The following is a 20,255-nucleotide window of genomic DNA, read 5'->3' on the forward strand; positions in this document are numbered from 1 at the left end:
CCAGTCAGTGCCGCGTGCAGCAATGGATCATGACCCATTCCGGTTGCCGTCGTCCGATTCAAGCAAGACGGCGCCGTCGCCGCGTTGTGACAACTGGTCGCCAGGGTTTCGCAACGGACAGTCCTTCAGTGACAGGCAACCACAGCCGATGCAGCCGTCAAGCTGGTCGCGCAGCTGGACCAGGCTGCGGATGCGCTCGTTCAGCATGTCGCGCCAGTTGCTGGACAGCCTTGCCCAGTCCTTCGAACTGGGCGCCCGTTCGGCTGGAAGATCATCCAGCGCGATCTTGATCGTGGCCAAAGGAACGCCCGCCCGCTGTGCGACCTTGATCACGGCAATGCGCCGCAGCACGTCGCGGCGGTAGCGGCGCTGGTTGCCGTTGTTGCGCCAGCCATGGATCAGTCCCTTGGCTTCATAGAAGTGCACGGTGGCAATGCTGACCCCGCTGCGACGCGCGACTTCGCCCACGGAAAGCGGAACGCTGACATCGATCTTCATGGCCGGGGTTCCTTGACCTCATCAATACATGAGGTTTTATAAGGCAGTTCCCTTTTTCCTGCATGTGAACCCTGGGCTGCAGGTCATGAATCATAGGTTTGAACGAAAATGGAACAGCAAGGCATCGCCGTCCCCGGCACCCGCTGGGGCGATCTCCTGTCCGGCCGCAATGCAGTGCGCTCACTTGCCCTGGCGGGCGGGGTCGCACTGCATGCGGTCAACGTCTACATCGCCACCACCATGTTGCCAACCGTGGTGGAGGACATCGGTGGCCTGGATCTCTACGCATGGAACACCACGCTCTTCGTGGTCGCGTCCATCCTGGGGTCGGCATTGTCGATCAAGCTGCTTGAACGTGCCGGGCCTCGTGGAAGCTATGCACTGGCGACGCTCATCTTCGCAGCCGGTGCCGTGATCTGCGCGCTCGCGACCTCGATGCCGATGATGCTGGTGGGGCGACTGGTGCAGGGTGTCGGCGGCGGCTTCCTGTTCGCACTGGCCTACGCCATGATCCGGCTCGCGTTCGAAGAGCCGCTCTGGCCCCGCGCGATGGCCCTGGTTTCGGGGATGTGGGGCGTGGCGACGTTGATCGGGCCTGCTGTGGGCGGCGTCTTCGCCGAATGGGGCGTATGGCGGGCCGCTTTCTGGTCGGTCGCTGCGGTTGCCGTGTTGTTTGCACTGCTGGCGTCGAATGTCCTTCCGCAGAGGGAGGCATCGTCTTCAGCTGCGGCCAGGTCTTCGGTCCCGTGGCTGCAGATCCTGCTGCTGACCCTGGCCGTCATCAGCGTCTCCCTTGGCAGTACATCCTCGAGCGCAGTCAACAATTTCGTTGGCATCGTGATGGCCGTGTTCCTCGCAGTGGTGCTGGTGAGGATCGAGTCCCGCGCGAAGCGGACGCTGCTTCCTTCCGGCGCTCTCCGGCTCCGCTCGCGGCTGGCCGCGTTGTATGGGCTGATGTCGCTGCTGGTGTTGATGATCACCAGCGGCGAGGTCTTCGTGCCACTGTTCCTGCAGGTGCTGCATCAGCAATCACCGCTTGCTGCGGGCTATCTCGCGGCGCTGATGGCGGCCGGTTGGACGCTCGGGTCGTTGGTCGGCTCCGGCTTCAGCGGGCGCGCCGTTGACCGGGCGTTGATGATCGGCCCGGCGCTGGGGTGGGTGGGCATGATCGGGCTGGCGCTGCGGGTGCCGGCTGCGGGCAGCGGTACGTGGTTGCAGATGGTGCCGATCTGCGTGGCGCTGGCCGTCATCGGGATCGGCGTGGGTCTGGCTTGGCCTCACCTGCTGACACGTGTTCTGACCTCTGCACCGCCGGAGGAACAGGAGCGCGCCGGTGCGTCGATCACCACCATCCAGCTGTTCGCCACCGCGGCCGGGGCAGCGCTTGCCGGGATGGTCGCCGATGCAGCGGGACTGATCGAGCCGGGCGGGGCCGAGGGAACCGCGCGTGCGGCCCGGTGGCTGTTTGCCACCTTCGCGTTGGCGCCGATGCTGGGCATGCTGCTGGTGAAGCGATGCCGCTTTCCGGCAGACGTGAACTGAGGAACGGAGGAGGGCGCAGCGACCTTGCCGGGCCGCTGCGCCATGCCATCAGTTGCTGGCTGCCTTCACGGCTTCGGCCGCGTCAATGATGCCTGGCCCGCAGCCACCCGGGCAGTTCGCTGCGGCGATCGGGTGCGCAGTGCGACGCAGGATGTCCTTGACCTGGTCGGTGGTCTTTGGCACCGGCGCCACCGCTTGCATCAGCGCGACGATGCCAGCGACGTGAGGCGCCGCCATCGAGGTGCCGGACATGAAGTCGAAGGCGTTGTTACCCACCGTGGACAGGATGCCCTGCGCCGGATGCTGACGGGTCGGGGCGCAGTTGGCCTGGCTAGGCGGCGTGGCCAGCGGCAGGAACTCGCCGACGGACGCGCGGCAGGACCAGGTTTCACCACCGGGTGCGGTGATATGGATGCCTGCGCCATAGTTGGAGTAGAACGCGCGTCGCCCGCCCTGATCGTTGGCAGCCACGGCGATCACGCCCTTGCAGTTCGCCGGAGCAAACTCGGACACATCCAGATTGCTGTTGCCGGCGGCGACCACCACGATCGTGCCCTGCGCGGTGATGTCGTCGATTGCATCCTGCTCGGCCGGCGAGCAGGCCCGGCGGCCGCCCAGGCTGAGATTGACGACTTCGGCCGGGTTCGCATTGGCCGGGACGTTGGGCACGTTGATACCGGCACTCCAGAGCATGCCGTCGATGATGTCGGCGGAACCGCCATTGCCCTGGTTGCCGAGTACGCGCACCGGTACGACCTTCGCGTTGTAGGCCACGCCGGCCACGCCGATCTGGTTGTTGGTCACCGCAGCGACTGTTCCAGCGACGTGGGTGCCATGTGCGATGCCCGAGGCATCGAAGGCATCGGCGTCGCGTCCATCGCCATCGTCGGAGCCGCCACAGCCGGGATTCATTCCGCCGATGATGCATTGCCAATCACTGAACGGACGGGTCGACGAGATCATGTCGTAGCCCGGCAGCAGGTTGGCCTGCAGGTCGTTGTTGTTGAGGTAGCCCGAATCGACCACAGCCACCACCACGCCCTGGCCAGTGGAGCGATCCCACGCGCCGGGCAGGCGCGCACCACTGGTCGGATTGCTATAGTGCCACTGCTCGCCGTAGCGTGGGTCGTTCGGTGTGGCGAATGCGCTCATCATGTAGTTCGGCTGCACGTACTCCACATCCGGATCGTCGGCGATGCGCTGCATCAGGATCTGCGCTTCCGGGAGGTCCAGTGGCTTGTCCGTGGTGACCACGTCGGCCCCGCCGCCCATGCGGCGTTGATGGGTTACGGACGCGGCTGCTGGCGGTGCGTTGCCGATCGAACGCTTGCTGCGCTGCTGGACGCCGAGGCGCTTCTTCAGCGCATCCTGCGCGGTGGTGGCGGAGACGCGCTTGCTGCTGCCGTCCCGGTACTTGACGATGAAACTGCTGTACTGCTCGTTGCTGGCCATGCCTCGCGTCCATACCCGTTCGGTGGGTTGGGCGAAGGCGGGGGCGCTGGCCAGGACCAGAGTGATGGCACTGGCAAGGGAAACCCGAAGCGACGTACGCATGGATACAGTTCCTTTGTGGAAGATGTGTCGAACAGGCCGTGCCCCTCGGGCTCGGCTTGGATGTGAAGGGTGCAGGTGTCCCGTGGTCTCCTTTTGATGGCGACCAAGGACGAACGTCTTCGCGGACACATCCCCCCCAAGGAGAGGGTGGGAAATTTCTGAAGTGGTTTAGTGATGTCGAAAGCGAGAGAAGATGGCGGTTGTCGACATTGCTTGACGGCATCGGACCGCGATTGCGCCGGGGCGTCGAACTTCGGCGTAGAGCAGCCAATAAAAAAGCCCGGAAACCCACGCTGGTGGAATTTCCGGGCTTCTCCGGTCCTTGACGAACCGTTCGTTGGTGGAGGTGGGCGGAATTGAACCGCCGTCCGAAGGCACTCCATCCCCAGCACTACATGCTTAGCTCACCGTTGAATCTCATTCCCGAGCAGCACGGTGTGCAAAGCGCACCCGGGAACCAGCCTGTTGTGTTCTAGTGCCGGACTGACAGGCAGCCGCCCAGCGCGATTCCATGATAATGACTCTACGCTGCGAGCATGGACACAAGCAGTTTCGAGGCTCCGCCTAAGTCGGCAGAAGGTCACGCACCGCAGTTTTTAGGCTGCGAGAGCGACCGGAGCGTAGTTGTCGTCGTTGGCAACTAGAGTTTTGCAGCTGGATTTACGAGGAAAGCTACCCCCTCGGCATGCGCCAGGCGACTTCACAACCCCCGTCGAAACCAATGCACCCCCGGCTTCTTCAAGCATTGCAAGGCTTTGGGGTCAATGCCGTCATAAAAGCTGACACTGACCCTGCCCAACGAGACGGATCTTACGGCAATCTTCCTGAACAGTCACGCTGAGCGTCCGTCTCCCAGCTGATTGGCACGTTGCGATCCCTTGGGACGCCGAGCTCGAATTTCCGGACATCACTCCACGGGGGGCTCATGGCCATTTCCGTCAGCCCCGGCAACTGGGGACAGTATCGGATCGGGCAAGAGGTGCGCGGTGGCATGCTGTCGGCTGAATCGTCCTGGTCCATCCAGCCACACGCAGATCGGGCGGCGAAGGCCCTCGCGGCAGCGTTTCCGGCAACAGGTCCTGCATCAGGGCTGCAGGCCTATCTGTTGTTGAAGGCAGTGGCATCGGTCTGTGCTCAAGACGGGCCGCAATAGCGCCAAACGCTGAACCGGGCCGGCGTAGGTGCGATCAGGCTTGATAGCATCCAGATCCCTGAAGTTGAGCCAGTGGAAGGACGCCATGACGCTAGACGTTGCAGTAACAGATGAACCCAGCGACGAAGCGCTGGAGGTGATTGGCACTGGCTTGGATCAGTTCAATCTTGACGCTGCCGGTTACGCCGATCGGCGCACACTGGCGGTGCTGGTCACCGATCCGGCCAGTGGCGAGGTGGTAGGGGGCCTTACCGGGCGAACCTCACTGGGCCTGTGGTTCGTGGATCTGTTCCATCTGCCAGCGGCCCATCGCGGCAACGGGCTGGGGTCCCGTGTGCTGAAGGCCGCAGAGGATGAAGCGCGGCGTCGCGGTTGCCGTTCCGGCGTGCTGTACACCCTCAGCTTCCAGGCGCCCGACTTCTATGTGAAGCATGGATGGGTCGTGTTCGGCCGGGTGCCATGCGATCCGGTCGGCACATGCAGGGTGTTCCTCAGCAAGGATCTGTCGGCGGGGTGAGCGCTGCGGGCGAGCCGCGCGTCCTGTCAATCCGCAACTTGTTGTAGAGCGTCTGTCATAGCGGATTGCTAACTTCGTGGGCACGAATTTGCGACACACTGGCGATGACCATCCGAGCCAGGACAGACACGGAGACCATGGGTGACCGATGCAAGCCAACAACGCAGCCTGCGGCAGCTGATCGGGCCGGTCGGTGCCGACTACCAGCGGCGTGCGTTGCCGCCGGGCTGGGTCTGGGCGGTGCTGGCGGTGCTGCTGGCGGCCACCTGGGTGACGGAGTTGCCGGCCACGGCAGCTGCGGCACTGGTCGCCAGCGCGGTGGTGGTGCACTGGTCGCAGCGCGGCCGCATCCATTGGCTGGGGTGGCGCCTGCCGGGCCTGGCGGTGCTGGCTGCCCTGCTGTGGGGGCCGGAGGTGCTGTCGCAGTGGTTTGAGCACGGGCTGGCCGTGGTCCTGATGTCGCTGGCCAGCCTCAGCATCGGTGTGCATGTCTGGCAGTCGCGACAGATGGCGCGCCAGCTGCAGGGCGCGGCCGATGCACTGGACGACGCCCAGTTGCTGGCGTTGCTGCCGGCTGATGCCGCGAACCTGGCCCAACAGTGGCGCTTGGGTGATGACCGTTACGCACCGGAGCTGGCGGTAGTGATGCACCTGGCGGTGATGCACGCGGCGCTGTCGCCGCGGATGCGCAGGCAGGGCATGCTGGCGGGGTGACCCGCCTTTTGTAGAGTCGGGCCATGCTCGACTGCTTTTCTTACCGAAGCCGAGCATGGCTCGGCTCTACAGAAGGCCAAGGCAGCCGAGCATGGCTCGGCTCTACATGGTCATGTGCAACGGCCTTACGCGTCGCGGTTGCCGCGACGCATCACGCGCTGCTTCTCGATCGCCCAGTCGCGGTCCTTGGCGGCATCGCGCTTGTCGTGGGTCTGCTTGCCCTTGGCCAGCGCCACTTCCAGCTTGATCTTGTTCTTGCTCCAGTACATCGCGGTGGGCACGATCGTGTAGCCATCGCGCTCGACCTTGCCGACCAGCTTGTCGATCTCGCTCCGGTGCAGCAGCAGCTTGCGATCGCGCCGGTCGTTGGCCACGACATGGGTCGAGGCCTGGATCAACGGAGTGATCTGCGCGCCGATCAGGAAGATCTCACCATCCTTCACGTAGGCGTAGGCGTCGACGATGTTGCCGCGGCCAGCACGGATCGATTTCACCTCCCAGCCCTGCAGGGCCAGGCCGGCTTCGAAGCGGTCTTCGATGTGGTACTCGTGGCGGGCACGCTTGTTCAACGCGATGGTTTTGTTGGCCGTCGCGCTCTTTGCTTTATCCTTGCCGCTGTTCTTGCTCATTTCCGTATTGTCTCCGATTCGGGCCCGCCCGGTCGATTGCCGAAACGTCCTGTATTCATGCCTACTATCCGCCGCAGCGCCCTGGTCGAACATTCGGCCGCGCGCATGTTCGACCTGGTCAATGATGTCCAGGCCTATCCGCGCCGTTTCCGCTGGTGTTCGGCTGCCCAGATCCTGGAGCAGGGCGAGGACCGGCTGGTAGCGCGCCTGGACCTGGGCCTGGGCTCGTTCAGCACCTGGTTCCAGACTGAAAACACCCTGCAGCGCCCGCACAGCATCGATATGCAGCTGCGCGATGGCCCGTTCAAGCAGCTGCATGGCCGCTGGGAGTTCCATGCGCTGGCCGAAGATGCCTGCAAGGTCACCCTGACCCTGGACTTCGAGCCCAGTTCACGCCTGCTCGGTCCGGCGCTGGCGTTGGGCTTCCAGAGCCTGGCCGACCGCATGGTCAACGACTTCATCCGCGTTGCCGACGAGGCCTGAGCGATGATCGAGGTCGAGGTGGTGCTGGCCTGGCCGCAGCGGGTGCTTTCGCGCCGGTTGCAGCTGGACGAGGGCGCGACGGTGGCCGAGGCCATTGCCGCTGCTGCGCTGGAAGGCAGTGCCGACTGCCCGGCGGCGGCCGTGCATGGGCTGCTGGCGCGCCCGCAGCAGGTGCTGCTGGATGGCGACCGCATCGAGCTGCTACGCCCGCTGCAGGCCGACCCCAAGGACAACCGCCGGCGTCGCGCGCTCGGCGGTTGATTCCTGTCGCCCGTCCGCGAGAACGGGCTGGGGGCGTCAGCGACCCTTCTTCTTCTTGTCCTTCGGCAGATTGCGGCCGAACTGGCGCACGGTCTGCTGGGCCAGGGCCTTGTCGTTACCCGGGAAGTAATCGCCTTCCCAGCGGGTCACGTTGTCATTGTCGAAGAACACGGTGAAGTTCTTCACCTCGGTACGGCCCAGGCGGTTCACGCGCTGGCTGGAGGTGTAGTCCCAGCGCTGGGCGTGGAACGGGTCCGGAATGGACGGGGTGCCCAGCAGCGCAGTGACCTGCTGCTTGCTCTGCCCGACCTGCAGCTTGGCCACGGCATCTTCCCGGATCAGGTTGCCCTGATAGATGGGTTGCTTGTAGATGATGCCGCACCCGGTGGTGGACAGGGCGACGGCGGCGACCAACAGGAGATTGCGCATCGGGACTGGCGGTTGGGGAAATCAAACCGATGATACACTCCCGGCGTGCCACCGCGACCCAATCCGAGGCAGCTGGCGCTAAATCGCCAATGAACGGAGACCTATGGAAACCCACGACCTGCGAAAAGTCGGCCTGAAGGTGACCCATCCACGGATGCGGATCCTGGCGCTGCTTGAACAGCGCAATGCCCAGCACCACATGACCGCCGAAGACATCTACCGCCAGCTGCTCGAGCATGGCGACGAGATCGGCCTGGCGACGGTCTACCGGGTGCTGACCCAGTTCGAGGCCGCCGGCCTCGTGCTCAAGCACAATTTCGAAGGCGGCCAGGCCGTCTACGAGCTGGACCGTGGCGGCCACCACGACCACATGGTCGACGTGGACAGCGGCAAGATCATCGAGTTCGAAAGCCACGAGATCGAGGAGCTGCAGCGCAAGATCGCGGCCGACCACGGCTACGAGCTGGAAGAGCATTCGCTGGTGCTGTACGTGCGCAAGAAGCGCAAGTAAGCCGTTCCAGCCAGCTGGATGCGACGAAACCCCGGGCCTGCCCGGGGTTTTTCGTTGCTTGCGGCAGATCCACGCCATGTGTGAGGGGCCCCATCAACACCTCCAGATCCACCGCCTCGGCCATGGCCCGGTTACCCGCATCGCCCGGATGCAGGTGGTCGCCGGAGTCGTAGGCGGCGGCCATCCGTGACGGATCGGCCGGGTCGCGCAGCGCCGCATCCAGGTCGATCACCGCATCGAACGGGCTGTCGCTGCGCAGCCAGGCATTGAGCTGTTGGCGCAGGGCCTCCTTGTCCGGCTGGTAGTAGTCGTCCAACGGCGTGCCGGGCAGGGCGCCGGCGAACGGCGTCAGGGTGGCGCCGAGGATGCGTAGACCCCGCCGATGGGCCTGTTCGGCCAGGGTGCGATACCCCGCCTGCAGTTCGGCCAGCGTGGGCCGGGCCTGGTTCCGGGCGAAGGCGGTGCCGGGCCAGCTGATGTCATTGATGCCGATCAGCACGACTACGCTGACCACGCCTGGTTGATCCAGCACGTCACGCCGGAAGCGGGCCAGGGCGGATTCGCCCATGCCATCGCGCAGCAGCCGCCCCCCGGAAATACCGGCGTTGACCACGGCAACGCCTCGCGGTGCCAGGCGCGCCGCCAGATGGTCGGCCCAGCGCTGGTCCTGATCGAGGCTGGCGGTGGCACCGTCGGTGATCGAATCGCCGATCACCACCACGCTGCGTGCGCTGGCAGCGGCCTCGACCTCGATGCCGGCCAGGAACAGGCGGGCAGTGGTGCTGCTGGCCCCGCTCAGGGCCTGGGCCAGGCTCTGGTCGCCGGGCGCAATCCAACTGGTCTGCCGACCCTCCCAGTGGAACGTTTGCACGGGCGTCGGCCCGGGCACAAAGACACTGATCTGCAACGCCTGGCGGTCATCCGTGGCCAGTGGCAGCGGATCGCTCAGCCGTTCCTGACCTGGGCCGATCAGCACCCCGGGCTGGCCGTCGAAGCTGAGCGGCTGCGGGGCGGCACCCGCGTGTGCGGCCACGCTGGCCGCCCCGATCCGCAGCGGCTGGGTGCCGTAGGCATTGCTCAGCCGCACCCGCAGCCGGGGCCCGCCCAAGCTGATGCGCGCGGTCTGGCGGAAGGTCTGGTCCTGCAGCGTGGCCGGAACCAGGGTCGGGAACAGGAAATCGGCGCCCCAGACAGGTTGCGGACTTGCCTGCCAGCTGGCGACCCAGTGCGGGGCCGGGGCGGCACTGGCTGCGCTGGAGAGGGCGATCAAGGCGGTCGCGGTGAGCTGGCTGAGGCGGTTCATCGGGCAATCCCGGGAGGAGGGAGGGCCATGGTGATTCTCCGTCGATCTGTGAACTAGACTGCGCGTGGATAATCATCTGTGAACTGGATTCATCGCCATGGCGCGACCCGACATCAACCGATCCGGCGAACTGGAAGTGTTCGTGCGGGTGATCGAGACCGGTGGCTTCTCCGCCGCGGCCCGTACCCTGGACATGACGCCGTCGGCAGTCAGCAAGCTGGTGGCACGGCTGGAGCAGCGGCTGGGTACGCGTCTGCTGCAGCGTTCCACCCGCCAGCTGCAGCTGACCCCGGAAGGCTGCGCGTTCTACGAGCGCGGCCTGCGCGTGCTGGCCGACCTGGAGGAGGCCGAGCGCTGCGCCAGCGCCCATGCCGAGCCGCGCGGACGCCTGCGGGTCAATTCCAACGTGCCGTTCGGCCAGCATTTCCTGTTGCCGCTGCTGCCGGCGTTCCTCGAACGCAACCCGCAGGTGGGCGTGGACCTGACCCTCAACGACGAGGTGATCGACCTGCTTGAGCAGCGCACTGACGTGGCGGTGCGGGCAGGCCCGCTCAAGAGTTCCAGCCTGGTGGCGCGACGGCTCGGTGCGACGCGGATGATGATCGTGGCCGCGCCAGCCTACGCGCAGCGGCATGGACTGCCGCGCAACGCTGAGGAGCTGATGTCGCACAACCGTCTGGACATCGGCCATGCGCGTGCGATGCAGGGCTGGCCGCTGCTGCAGGACGGACGCGAGCGGATGGTGCTGCCCAGTGGCAATGCCCGCGCCAGCAACGGCAACGCGCTGCGGCAGCTGGTGCTGGGCGGGTTGGGCCTGGCGCGGCTGGCGACCTACCAGGTGCAGGAGGACATCGCCGCCGGACGCCTGCTGCCGGTGCTGGAAGAGGCCAATCCCGGTGACCTGGAAGAGGTCCATGCGGTGTTCCTGGGGCAGGGTGGCTACCTGCCGCTGCGAGTGCGCGCCTTCCTCGATTTCCTGGTGGAAACGGTGGATCTGGCGCGGCCACGGGGGTAGTGCCGGCCGCTGGCCGGCAACCCAACACAGGTGAACGAAGATCATGAGGTTGCCGGCCAGCGGCCGGCACTACCTCGCGCGTTGTAGATCCACGCCATGCGTGGAAAACCGCGAACAGGCCTCAGACCTGCAGCAGCTTGCGTGCGGCGGCGCGCGCTTCCTTGCTCACTTCCACGCCGCCCAGCATGCGCGCCAGTTCTTCCTCGCGTGCCTTGCTGTCCAGCTTTTCCACCGCGCTCTGGGTCATGCCTTCCACCGGCGCCTTGCTGACCCGGTAATGCGCGTGGCCCTTGGAGGCGACCTGCGGCAGGTGGGTCACGCACAGCACCTGGCGCTTCTCGCCGAGCGCGCGCAGCTTCTGGCCGACAATGTCAGCCACTGCACCGCCGATGCCGGAGTCGACCTCGTCGAACACCATGGTCGGCACCGCATCCAGGTCCAGCGCAGCCACTTCAATGGCCAGCGAGATACGTGACAGTTCACCGCCCGAGGCGACCTTGCGCAGGGCGCGCGGCGGCTGGCCGGCGTTGGCCGCGACCAGGAATTCCACGCGTTCGGCACCCTGCGGATCGGGCTTGCCGGCGTCCTGTGGCTCCAGCTCGATCAGGAACTGGCCGCCGCCCATGCCGAGCTCGGCGATGATGCCGGTGGTGGTGGCCGACAGTTCGGCAGCGGCGCTGCGACGGCTGGCGGTCAGCACCTCGGCCTGTACGCGCCAGGCGGCGGCGGCCTTGTCGATCTCGCCGGCCAGGCGCTGCAAGCGTTCGTCGGCGCCGCGCAGCTGTTCCACTTCGGCATGCATGCGCTCGCGCTGCGCGCCCAGCTCGTCCATCGGCACGCGGTGCTTGCGGGCCAGGTCGTGCAGGCGGCCGAGGCGGCGCTCGTTCTCCTCGAACTGTTCCGGGTCGGCGTCGAGGTCGTCATGCACCCGGTCCAGCAGCGACAGGGCTTCGTGCAGCTGGATCGAGGCATTCTCGATCAGGCCGTCCACCTCGCCCAGGCGCGGGTCATGTTCGATCAGGCGCGACAGCTCGTGGCGCACCTGCTGCAGCAGGTCCAGCGCGGAACTGCCGTCGTCGCCGTTGAGCTGGTTGCTGGCCGCCTGGCAGGCGCTCAGCAGGGCGCTGGCATGGGCCTGGCGGCGGTGGCTGGCGCCGAGCGCGGCGATCGACTCCGGTTCCAGGTCCTCGCGGTCCAGTTCGCGCAGCTGGTGCTCCAGGAAGCCGATCCGGTCACTGACGTCGCCCTGTTGCGACAGCGCCAGCGATTCATCGACCAGAGCCTGCCAGGCCGCGGCGGCGCGGCGCACCTGGCGGCGCTCGTTCTCGTTGCCGGCATAAGCGTCCAGCAGGGCCAGCTGCGACGGGCGCGTCAGCAGGGCCTGCTGTTCGTGCTGGCCATGGATCTCCACCAGCAACGAGGCCAGGTCGCCCAGCTGGGCCAGGGTCACCGGGCGGCCATTGATCCACGCCCGCGAACCGCCATCGGCGCGGATCACGCGGCGCAGCTGGCACTGTTCCTCGTCGTCCAGCTCGTTGTCGGCCAGCCACTGGCGCGCGGCGTGCAGCTGGTCCAGCGCGAACTCGGCGGAAAGTTCGGCGCGCGCAGCGCCGTGGCGGACCACGCCACTGTCGGCGCGCAGGCCGGACAGGAAGCCCAGCGCGTCGACCATCAGCGACTTGCCGGCGCCGGTCTCGCCTGAAACCACGGTCATGCCTGGCCCGAACTCCAGTTCGGTGGCGCGGACGACGGCGAAATCCTTGATCGAAAGATGTCTGAGCATGGGTAAGGGGGGTATCAGCAGCCGCGCAACGCTAGCACGCGGGCGAGGGAGGTCCAATGACTTGCCAAGGTGATGCGCCGCCATTATCTAGTGTCCGTGTCTCACAGGTTGATTCCATGCACGGTTCTACCGACCAGCTTGCCCCGCGTGCGCGCCATCTGCTGCGCACGCTGATTGCGCGTTACATCCAGGACGGTGAGCCGGTCGGCTCGCAGACGCTGGCGCGCGTGGCCGGCCTGGAGGTCAGCCCGGCCACCATCCGCAACATCCTTGGCGACCTGGAAGACCTGGGGCTGCTGGCCTCGCCGCACACCTCGGCCGGGCGCATCCCGACCGCGCATGGCTATCGGGTGTTCGTCGACAGCCTGCTGCAGATGCAGCCGCCGGGCGAGGGCGAGCTGGCCCGGTTGCGCCAGGAGCTGGCCAGCGGCGGCAGCACCCAGGCCCTGCTCGGCAGCGCCTCGGAGCTGCTGTCGGCGATGAGTCACTTCGTCGGCGTGGTCAGCGCGCCACGGCGCGAGCAGTTCGCCTTCCGCCAGATCGATTTCGTGGCGCTGGACGGGCGCCGGGTGCTGGCGATCCTGGTGTTTGCCGACAACGAGGTGCAGAACCGCGTCATCGAGACCCGGCAGGAGTTCGCGCCGGGCCAGCTGGAGCAGGTGGCCAACTACCTCAATGCGCATTTCGCCGGCCTGCCGATGGCCGAGATCCGCACCCGCCTGCTGCTGGAGCTGCGCGATGCCCGTTCCGAGCTGGAGCAGTTGCTGGCTCACAGCATCGAACTGGCCGAGCAGGCCCTGCAGCCGGCCGCCGACGACATGCTGGTGGCCGGCCAGACCCGCCTGATGGGGGTGCAGGACCTGTCCGACCTGGAGCGCCTGCGCGAACTGTTCGAGCTGTTCTCCAGCAAGCGCGAGATCCTGCAGCTGCTGGAGCGGACCATCCAGGCCCTAGGCGTGCGCATCTTCATCGGCGAAGAGACCGGGATGATGCCGCTGCAGGGGGTCTCGCTGGTCACCGCCCCGTACACCGCCAATGGCCAGGTGCTGGGCGTGCTGGGGGTGATCGGCCCCAAGCGGATGGCCTACGACCGCGTGATCCCGCTGGTCCAGGCTACCGCCGATGTACTGGGCGCGGCGTTTTCGCCAGCCGGCCGCCCGCCGGGAACATCCGACGCTTGAAACGCAGCATCCCGCCCACACTAGGGTGGGTGGAGGCGGAGATTGACCGCCAGGGACCCAGACATGAACCACGAACAGCCAGATATCGAATCCCAGCAGAGTGCCGCCGATGCGGCCGCCACCGCCGGCGTCAACGACGAAGTCGAGCGCCTGCGCGCCGAAATCGAACAGGTCAAGGCCGATGCCCTGCGTGAGCGCGCCGACCTGGAGAACCAGCGCAAGCGCGTTGCCCGTGACATCGAACAGGCCCGCAAGTTCGCCAACGAGAAGCTGCTGGGCGATCTGCTCCCCGTGTTCGACAGCCTGGATGCCGGCCTGAAGGCCGCCGGCGACGACCCGCACCCGCTGCGCGAAGGCCTGGAGCTGACCTACAAGCAGCTGCTGAAGGTGGCCGCCGACAACGGACTGGTCCTGCTGGACCCGATCGGCCAGCCGTTCAACCCGGAACACCACCAGGCTATCAGCCAGGTGCCGACGCCGGGCGCCGCCCCGGGCAGCGTGGTGACCGTGTTCCAGAAGGGCTACCTGCTCAACGAGCGCCTGCTGCGGCCGGCGCTGGTGGTGGTGGCCGCCGATTGATCGGCCGGGCCGGGCTTTGCCCGGTCCCGGTTGTGCCAGGCCATGCCTGGCAAGGTTTTCCAGGCGCTGAACACAGCGTTCGGGAGACGGCTTGAATGTTCCACGAGCCTCCCCCACATCCTATTCATCCACCGGCCGAACGGCCGGACTGACACCAACAAGCATCCTCAGGAGTCTCCCCCATGGGCAAGATCATTGGTATCGACCTCGGCACCACCAACTCGTGCGTGGCGATCATGGACGGCGGCAAGGCCCGCGTCATCGAGAATTCGGAAGGCGATCGCACCACCCCGTCGATCGTCGCCTACACCAAGGACGGCGAAGTCCTGGTCGGTGCCTCGGCCAAGCGCCAGGCCGTGACCAACCCGAAGAACACCTTCTACGCGGTGAAGCGCCTGATCGGCCGCAAGTTCACCGACGCCGAAGTGCAGAAGGACATCGCGCACGTCCCGTACAGCATCCTGGCCCATGACAATGGCGACGCCTGGGTGGCCACCAGCGACGGCAAGAAGATGGCTCCGCAGGAAATCTCGGCCAAGGTGCTGGAAAAGATGAAGAAGACCGCCGAGGACTTCCTCGGTGAGAAGGTCACCGAAGCGGTCATCACCGTGCCGGCCTACTTCAACGACAGCCAGCGCCAGGCAACCAAGGACGCCGGCCGCATCGCCGGCCTGGACGTCAAGCGCATCATCAACGAGCCGACCGCGGCCGCGCTGGCCTATGGCCTGGACAAGGGCGACAACAAGGATCGCAAGATCGTGGTGTACGACCTGGGCGGCGGCACCTTCGACGTCTCGGTGATCGAGATCGCCAACGTCGACGGCGAGAAGCAGTTCGAAGTGCTGGCCACCAACGGCGACACGTTCCTGGGTGGCGAAGACTTCGACAACCGCGTCATCGAGTACCTGGTTGAAGAGTTCAACAAGGACCAGGGCATCGACCTGCGCAAGGATCCGCTGGCCCTGCAGCGCCTGAAGGATGCTGCCGAGCGCGCCAAGATCGAGCTGTCCAGCGCCCAGCAGACCGAAGTGAACCTGCCGTACGTCACCGCTGACGCGTCGGGTCCGAAGCACCTGAACATCAAGCTGACCCGCGCCAAGCTGGAAGCCCTGGTGGACGACCTGATCAAGAAGTCGATCGAGCCGTGCCGCGTCGCCCTGAACGATGCCGGCCTGCGTTCGAGCGACATCAGCGAAGTGATCCTGGTCGGTGGTCAGACCCGCATGCCGAAGGTGCAGCAGGCGGTGACCGAGTTCTTCGGCAAGGAACCGCGCAAGGACGTCAACCCGGACGAAGCCGTGGCACTGGGTGCGGCGATCCAGGGCGGCGTGCTCGGCGGCGACGTCAAGGACGTGCTGCTGCTGGACGTGACCCCGCTGTCGCTGGGCATCGAGACCATGGGCGGCGTGTTCACCAAGATCATCGAGAAGAACACCACCATCCCGACCAAGGCCTCGCAGGTGTTCTCCACCGCCGAGGACAACCAGTCGGCCGTGACCGTGCACGTGCTGCAGGGTGAGCGCGAACAGGCCCGCTTCAACAAGTCGCTGGCCAAGTTCGACCTGTCCGGCATCGAGCCGGCCCCGCGTGGCCTGCCGCAGGTGGAAGTGTCCTTCGACATCGACGCCAACGGCATCCTGCACGTGTCGGCCAAGGACAAGAAGACCAACAAGGAACAGAAGGTCGAGATCAAGGCCGGTTCGGGCCTGTCCGAGGAAGAGATCGCGCGCATGGTTGCCGACGCGGAAGCCAACCGCGAAGAAGACAAGAAGTTCCAGGAACTGGTGCAGGCCCGCAACCAGGCCGACGCCCTGATCCACGGCACCCGCAGCGCCATCACCGAGCACGGCAGCAAGGTCGGCGGCGATGTCATCGGCAAGGTCGAGGCGGCCCTGGCCGACCTGGAAACCGCGATGAAGGGTGACGACAAGGCACAGATCGAAGCCAAGTCGAAGGCACTGGAAGAAGCTGGCCAGTCGCTGTTCGCCGCTGCTTCGGCCGACCAGGGCGGTGCCCCGGGTGCCGATGCCGGCAATGCCGGCAAGGCGCAGGACGACGTGGTCGACGCCGAGTTCACCGAAGTCAAGGACGACAAGAAGTCCTGATCCGGACCGACACGGGACGCTGGCCACCAGCGTCCCGTTGTCGCATCAGGGTCCTGACCGCCCACCGGCGTGTCGGGGCGCCCGACGCAAGAGCGGACCTGGTTCCGCTCTTCCGCTTTGACGAATCCCGACTTTCCGGAACCAGATCCACGATATGAGCAAGCGCGATTATTACGAAGTGCTGGGCGTTGCCCGCACCGCCACCGACGACGAGCTGAAGAAGGCGTACCGTCGCTGCGCGATGAAGTTCCACCCGGACCGCAACCCGGGTGATGCGGCGGCCGAAGCCTCCTTCAAGGAGTGCAAGGAAGCCTACGAAGTGCTGTCCGACGGCAACAAGCGCCGCATGTACGACAGCCATGGCCACGCGGCGTTCGAGCACGGCATGGGCGGCGGCGGGCCGGGCGGCCCGGACATGAACGATATCTTCGGCGATATCTTTGGCAACATCTTTGGCGGTGGCGGCGGTGGTCCGCGCCAGGCCCGTCGTGGCGCCGACATCGGCTACGTGATGGAGCTGGACCTGGAAGAGGCCGTGCGCGGCGTCGAGCGCCGCATCGAGATCCCGACCCTGGCCGAGTGCGGCGACTGCGATGGCAGTGGCTCCGAAGACGGCAAGGTCGAGACCTGCAATGTGTGTCATGGCCGCGGCCAGGTGCGCATCCAGCGCGGTATCTTCGCCATGCAGCAGGCCTGCCACAACTGCGGCGGCCGTGGCCAGATCATCGCCAAGCCGTGCAAGACCTGCCACGGCAACGGCCGTGTCGAGGAAGACAAGGTGCTGTCGGTGAAGGTGCCGGCCGGCGTCGATACCGGCGACCGCATCCGCCTGCAGGGCGAAGGCGAGGCCGGTCCGGCCGGTACGCCGCCGGGCGACCTGTACGTGGAAGTGCGCGTGCGCGAGCATGCGATCTTCCAGCGCGATGGCGACGATCTGCACTGCGAAGTGCCGATCCGCATCTCGCAGGCGGCACTGGGTGACACCGTGCGCGTGGCCACCCTGGGCGGCGAAGCGGAGATCCGCATTCCGGCCGAGACCCAGACCGGCAAGCTGTTCCGCCTGCGCGGCAAGGGCGTGCGTTCGGTGCGCAGCCGCAGCGAGGGCGACCTGTACTGCCGCGTGGTGGTGGAGACTCCGGTTAACCTCACCCCTGAGCAGCGCAAGCTGCTGGAACAGTTCGAAGCCACCTTCGTCGGCGAGGAAGCGCGCAAGCATTCGCCGAAGTCGGCCACCTTCATGGATGGCGTGAAGGGCTTCTGGGACCGGATGACGTCCTGAGTTTTTCCATGGAAGCGTAGAACGGTAGCGCCGGGCCATGCCCGGCGTTGTCGTTTGTGGTGTAGTAGATCCACGCCATGCGTGGATGCCGTTCAAAGGATCATCGGAAGAAGGCCGCCGGCGTCTGCCCCAGCTGCCGCTTGAACATGCTGGTGAACGCGCTGGGGCTGTCGTAACCCATCGCCAGCGCGACATCGATGACCTTGTCGCCGACCGCCAGTCGCTCCAGGGCGGCCAGCAGCCGCGCCTGCTGCCGCCACTGCCCGAAGGTCATGCCCAGTTCACTGGCGAAATGACGCTGGATGGTTTTCACGTCCACCTGCAGCGCCTGCGCCCAGTCCTGCAGGGTGGCGTCGTCGCCGGGATGTTTCTGGATGTGCTGGCAGATCCGCTGCAGGCGCGGGTCGGAGGGCGAGGGCAGGTGTAGCGGCAGCACGTCCATGCGGTGCAGCTCGTCCAGCAGCAGGCGCACCACGCGGCCGTCGCGGCTGTCATCCACATGCGCGGTCTCGATCAGGCTGGCGGCGAGCAGCAGCTCGCGCAGCAGCGGCGCTACCTGTACCGCGAACGCCTCGTCCGGCAGCTGCGGCGCGAAATCCGGTTCCACGTACAGGCTGCGCATATGCACCTCAGCGATGCAGTCCACCGCATGGGCCATGCCGGCCGGCACCCAGATCGCGCGGGTCGAGGGCACCACCCAGCGGCCGCCGTCCGCACGCACCACCATCAGTCCGGACATGGCGAACACCAGCTGGTGACGGCGATGCCGGTGGGGCGCGATGTGGGTGCCGGGTTTGTAGTGGCGGGCGCGGCAGGTCACCGGGCGGTGTACCGGAACCTCGTTCCACGGTGCAGTCTCGCGGACCGGGCAGGGAGTGTCCTTTTTGCGATATGCCATGACCCGAACGCGGCAGAAGGGAGGGGGAGGCCACCGTAGCATGCGTGGCTCGCCCCCAACCTGACTGTGTCCATGTCGACCCTGGCTTCTCCCGCAACGACCTCACGCCCGGTGGCCCCCGGCGTGCTGGCAGCCATTTCCACCTCGCATGTCGTCAACGACATGATGCAGTCGCTGATCCTGGCCATCTATCCAGTGATCAAGGGCGGCTTCAACCTGAGCTTCACCCAGATCGGCCTGATCACGCTGACCTACCAGCTGACCGCCTCGATCTTCCAGCCCTTGATCGGCATGGCCACCGACCGTCGCCCAGCCCCGTACTCGCTGCCGATCGGCATGGCCTCGACCCTGTGCGGCATGCTGCTGCTCGGCTTCGCACCGAACTACGCGGTGGTGCTGATGGCTGCGGCGATGGTCGGCATTGGCTCGGCCATCTTCCATCCGGAAGCCTCGCGCATCGCGCGACTGGCCTCGGGCGGCCGTCACGGCTTCGCGCAGTCGGTGTTCCAGGTGGGTGGCAATTTCGGAACAGCGCTTGGCCCGTTGATCGCCGCCGCAGTGATCGTGCCGTATGGCCAGCACGCCGCATCGTGGTTTGCCGGTGCTGCCCTGATCGGCATCGCATTGCTGACCTATGTCGGCCGCTGGTACGCGTTGCATCTGGGTACGCCTCGACCGGTCAGCACGGCTGCGATGGCGCCGCGGCATCCGTCTCGCACCGTGGCCAAGGTGCTGGCGATCCTGCTGGTGCTGATCTTCAGCAAGTACTTCTACATGGCCAGCATCGGCAGCTACTTCACCTTCTACCTGATCCATCACTTCGGCATTCCGGTGGCGCAGGCCCAGCTGCATCTGTTCGCGTTCCTGGTGGCGTCCGCCGCCGGCGGCTTCCTTGGTGGCCCGCTGGGTGACCGCATCGGCCGCAAGCCGATCATCTGGACCTCGATCCTGGGCGTGGCGCCGTTCGCACTGATGCTGCCACATGCCGATCTGCTGTGGACGACCGTGCTGGCGGTGCTGATCGGCTTCGTGCTGTCCTCGGCGTTCTCGGCGATCGTGGTGTACGCGCAGGAAATGATGCCGCACCGCATCGGCATGGTGTCCGGCCTGTTCTTCGGCTTCGCCTTCGGCATGGGCGGGCTGGGTGCTGCCGTGCTCGGCCTGCTGGCGGACAAGACCAGCATCGAGTACGTCTACCAGTTGACCGCGTTCCTGCCGCTGTTGGGTATCGTGGCGGCGTGGCTGCCACCGTCGCGGCCTGCTGCTCACTGAGGGGTTTTGGTTTGCAGGGCTTGCAGCCCTGCACCTGCCGAAGCCAAGGCAACGGCAACGGCAACGGCAACGGCAACGTCAAATTCAAAAGCTGGCTTTCCGTGGGTTGGCGGGGTGGGTCCGGTTGAGGGGGACGGCGTAAATACGTCCCTGTAGCCTCGGTCGCGCCATCCATGGCGCTCACGCCCCCTCAACCGGACCCACCCCGCCTTCGACAGTTGGCCGCGATCTGTCGGAACAGCGTCCGGCCCTGGTAGGTGTCGACCTTGGTCGACACGGATGAATTCGTTCGATATCTGACAGATGTGTCGATCAAGGTCGACACCTACCAACAGCCGCGCGGAACAACAGCCGCAGTTGCCAACAGCCGCGTGAACCTGTCGAAGGTGGGGCGGTGTCGGATTGCGGGGTGTCAGCGGCATGGATGCCGCTGCCAAGCCTACAAGGACGTACTTGCGGCGTCCCCGCACTCCGACACGGCCCCGCCACCCCACGGAATGCCGCTTTGGCTTCGGCCGTTGCGGTTGCCGTTGCATTGAGCAGGTGCAG

General features: G+C 66.2%; 19 protein-coding genes and 1 other RNA gene. 12 read left to right on the forward strand and 8 right to left on the reverse strand.

What is annotated here, in order from left to right; all coding sequences use genetic code 11:
• Positions 1-27: 27 nt before the first annotated feature.
• Positions 28-498, reverse strand: a complete 471-nt coding sequence (gene soxR / locus ACSYS9_RS08795; protein WP_071229468.1) for a redox-sensitive transcriptional activator SoxR — start codon at positions 496-498, stop codon at positions 28-30.
• Between the two features lie 108 nt (positions 499-606).
• On the opposite strand from soxR, the gene ACSYS9_RS08800 reads away from it, so the two are divergent.
• Positions 607-2,040 (forward strand): MFS transporter, encoded by a 1,434-nt coding sequence (locus ACSYS9_RS08800; RefSeq protein ID WP_071229469.1) that lies wholly within the window; start codon positions 607-609, stop codon positions 2,038-2,040.
• A gap of 48 nt (positions 2,041-2,088) precedes the next feature.
• Here ACSYS9_RS08800 and ACSYS9_RS08805 read toward each other — a convergent pair whose 3' ends face one another.
• The gene (locus tag ACSYS9_RS08805) at positions 2,089-3,594 is read right to left on the reverse strand and encodes a S8 family serine peptidase (RefSeq protein WP_256201524.1); all 1,506 of its coding nucleotides are present in this window, start codon (positions 3,592-3,594) and stop codon (positions 2,089-2,091) included.
• 338 nt (positions 3,595-3,932) lie between these two features.
• Positions 3,933-4,325, reverse strand: a transfer-messenger RNA (tmRNA) gene (gene ssrA, locus ACSYS9_RS08810).
• 507 nt (positions 4,326-4,832) lie between these two features.
• Between ssrA and ACSYS9_RS08815 the strand changes: the two genes are divergently transcribed.
• Both ACSYS9_RS08815 and ACSYS9_RS08820 read left to right on the forward strand, forming a co-directional pair.
• The gene (locus ACSYS9_RS08815) at positions 4,833-5,264 is read left to right on the forward strand and encodes a GNAT family N-acetyltransferase (RefSeq protein ID WP_071229471.1); all 432 of its coding nucleotides are present in this window, start codon (positions 4,833-4,835) and stop codon (positions 5,262-5,264) included.
• A gap of 141 nt (positions 5,265-5,405) precedes the next feature.
• Positions 5,406-5,978, forward strand: a complete 573-nt coding sequence (locus ACSYS9_RS08820; protein ID WP_032128284.1) for a hypothetical protein — start codon at positions 5,406-5,408, stop codon at positions 5,976-5,978.
• Between the two features lie 125 nt (positions 5,979-6,103).
• Here the strand turns inward: ACSYS9_RS08820 and smpB are convergent, their stop codons facing one another.
• Entirely contained in the window at positions 6,104-6,607 is a 504-nt protein-coding gene (smpB, locus tag ACSYS9_RS08825) for an SsrA-binding protein SmpB (RefSeq protein WP_010484447.1), read from the reverse strand.
• 57 nt (positions 6,608-6,664) lie between these two features.
• Between smpB and ACSYS9_RS08830 the strand changes: the two genes are divergently transcribed.
• Together ACSYS9_RS08830 and ACSYS9_RS08835 are read left to right on the forward strand one after the other, a co-directional pair.
• Positions 6,665-7,090, forward strand: a complete 426-nt coding sequence (locus ACSYS9_RS08830) for a type II toxin-antitoxin system RatA family toxin (protein ID WP_010484449.1) — start codon at positions 6,665-6,667, stop codon at positions 7,088-7,090.
• Positions 7,091-7,093: 3 nt separating this feature from the next.
• Complete coding sequence (locus ACSYS9_RS08835) at positions 7,094-7,351, forward strand: RnfH family protein (RefSeq protein WP_032128285.1); 258 nt, start codon at positions 7,094-7,096, stop codon at positions 7,349-7,351.
• Between the two features lie 36 nt (positions 7,352-7,387).
• Here the strand turns inward: ACSYS9_RS08835 and ACSYS9_RS08840 are convergent, their stop codons facing one another.
• Positions 7,388-7,780, reverse strand: coding sequence for an outer membrane protein assembly factor BamE (locus tag ACSYS9_RS08840; RefSeq protein ID WP_010484453.1), 393 nt, complete (start codon positions 7,778-7,780; stop codon positions 7,388-7,390).
• Positions 7,781-7,883: 103 nt separating this feature from the next.
• Between ACSYS9_RS08840 and fur the strand changes: the two genes are divergently transcribed.
• Complete coding sequence (gene fur, locus ACSYS9_RS08845; RefSeq protein WP_005409235.1) at positions 7,884-8,291, forward strand: ferric iron uptake transcriptional regulator; 408 nt, start codon at positions 7,884-7,886, stop codon at positions 8,289-8,291.
• Here the strand turns inward: fur and ACSYS9_RS08850 are convergent.
• The gene (locus tag ACSYS9_RS08850; protein WP_256201525.1) at positions 8,176-9,594 is read right to left on the reverse strand and encodes an SGNH/GDSL hydrolase family protein; all 1,419 of its coding nucleotides are present in this window, start codon (positions 9,592-9,594) and stop codon (positions 8,176-8,178) included. The genes fur and ACSYS9_RS08850 overlap by 116 nt on opposite strands.
• A gap of 97 nt (positions 9,595-9,691) precedes the next feature.
• Here ACSYS9_RS08850 and ACSYS9_RS08855 point away from each other — a divergent pair, with 97 nt between their 5' ends.
• Positions 9,692-10,609 (forward strand): LysR family transcriptional regulator, encoded by a 918-nt coding sequence (locus ACSYS9_RS08855; protein ID WP_071229472.1) that lies wholly within the window; start codon positions 9,692-9,694, stop codon positions 10,607-10,609.
• Between the two features lie 121 nt (positions 10,610-10,730).
• Here the strand turns inward: ACSYS9_RS08855 and recN are convergent, their stop codons facing one another.
• Positions 10,731-12,392 carry a DNA repair protein RecN gene (recN, locus tag ACSYS9_RS08860; protein ID WP_071229473.1) on the reverse strand — a complete coding sequence of 554 codons (1,662 nt, stop codon included), beginning with the start codon at positions 12,390-12,392 and terminating at the stop codon, positions 10,731-10,733.
• Positions 12,393-12,508: 116 nt separating this feature from the next.
• Here recN and hrcA point away from each other — a divergent pair, with 116 nt between their 5' ends.
• From hrcA to dnaJ, 4 genes are all read left to right on the forward strand, one after another.
• Positions 12,509-13,573, forward strand: a complete 1,065-nt coding sequence (gene hrcA, locus ACSYS9_RS08865; protein ID WP_071229474.1) for a heat-inducible transcriptional repressor HrcA — start codon at positions 12,509-12,511, stop codon at positions 13,571-13,573.
• 63 nt (positions 13,574-13,636) lie between these two features.
• The gene (gene grpE, locus ACSYS9_RS08870; RefSeq protein ID WP_005409240.1) at positions 13,637-14,152 is read left to right on the forward strand and encodes a nucleotide exchange factor GrpE; all 516 of its coding nucleotides are present in this window, start codon (positions 13,637-13,639) and stop codon (positions 14,150-14,152) included.
• A gap of 182 nt (positions 14,153-14,334) precedes the next feature.
• Positions 14,335-16,257: a molecular chaperone DnaK gene (dnaK, locus tag ACSYS9_RS08875; RefSeq protein ID WP_005409241.1), complete on the forward strand. Its 1,923-nt coding sequence runs from the start codon at positions 14,335-14,337 to the stop codon at positions 16,255-16,257.
• A gap of 154 nt (positions 16,258-16,411) precedes the next feature.
• A complete protein-coding gene (gene dnaJ, locus ACSYS9_RS08880) occupies positions 16,412-17,536 on the forward strand; it encodes a molecular chaperone DnaJ (RefSeq protein WP_005409242.1) in 1,125 nt (374 codons plus the stop codon).
• Positions 17,537-17,636: 100 nt separating this feature from the next.
• On the opposite strand, the gene ACSYS9_RS08885 is transcribed toward dnaJ, so the two are convergent.
• Complete coding sequence (locus tag ACSYS9_RS08885) at positions 17,637-18,434, reverse strand: AraC family transcriptional regulator (protein ID WP_049463047.1); 798 nt, start codon at positions 18,432-18,434, stop codon at positions 17,637-17,639.
• A 72-nt stretch (positions 18,435-18,506) separates the two neighbouring features.
• Between ACSYS9_RS08885 and ACSYS9_RS08890 the strand changes: the two genes are divergently transcribed.
• Positions 18,507-19,706, forward strand: coding sequence for an MFS transporter (locus tag ACSYS9_RS08890; RefSeq protein ID WP_071229475.1), 1,200 nt, complete (start codon positions 18,507-18,509; stop codon positions 19,704-19,706).
• Positions 19,707-20,255: the final 549 nt, after the last annotated feature.

Source organism: Stenotrophomonas sp. STK17_22 (assembly GCF_051983905.1).
Classification (GTDB): Bacteria; Pseudomonadota; Gammaproteobacteria; order Xanthomonadales; family Xanthomonadaceae; genus Stenotrophomonas; species Stenotrophomonas maltophilia_A.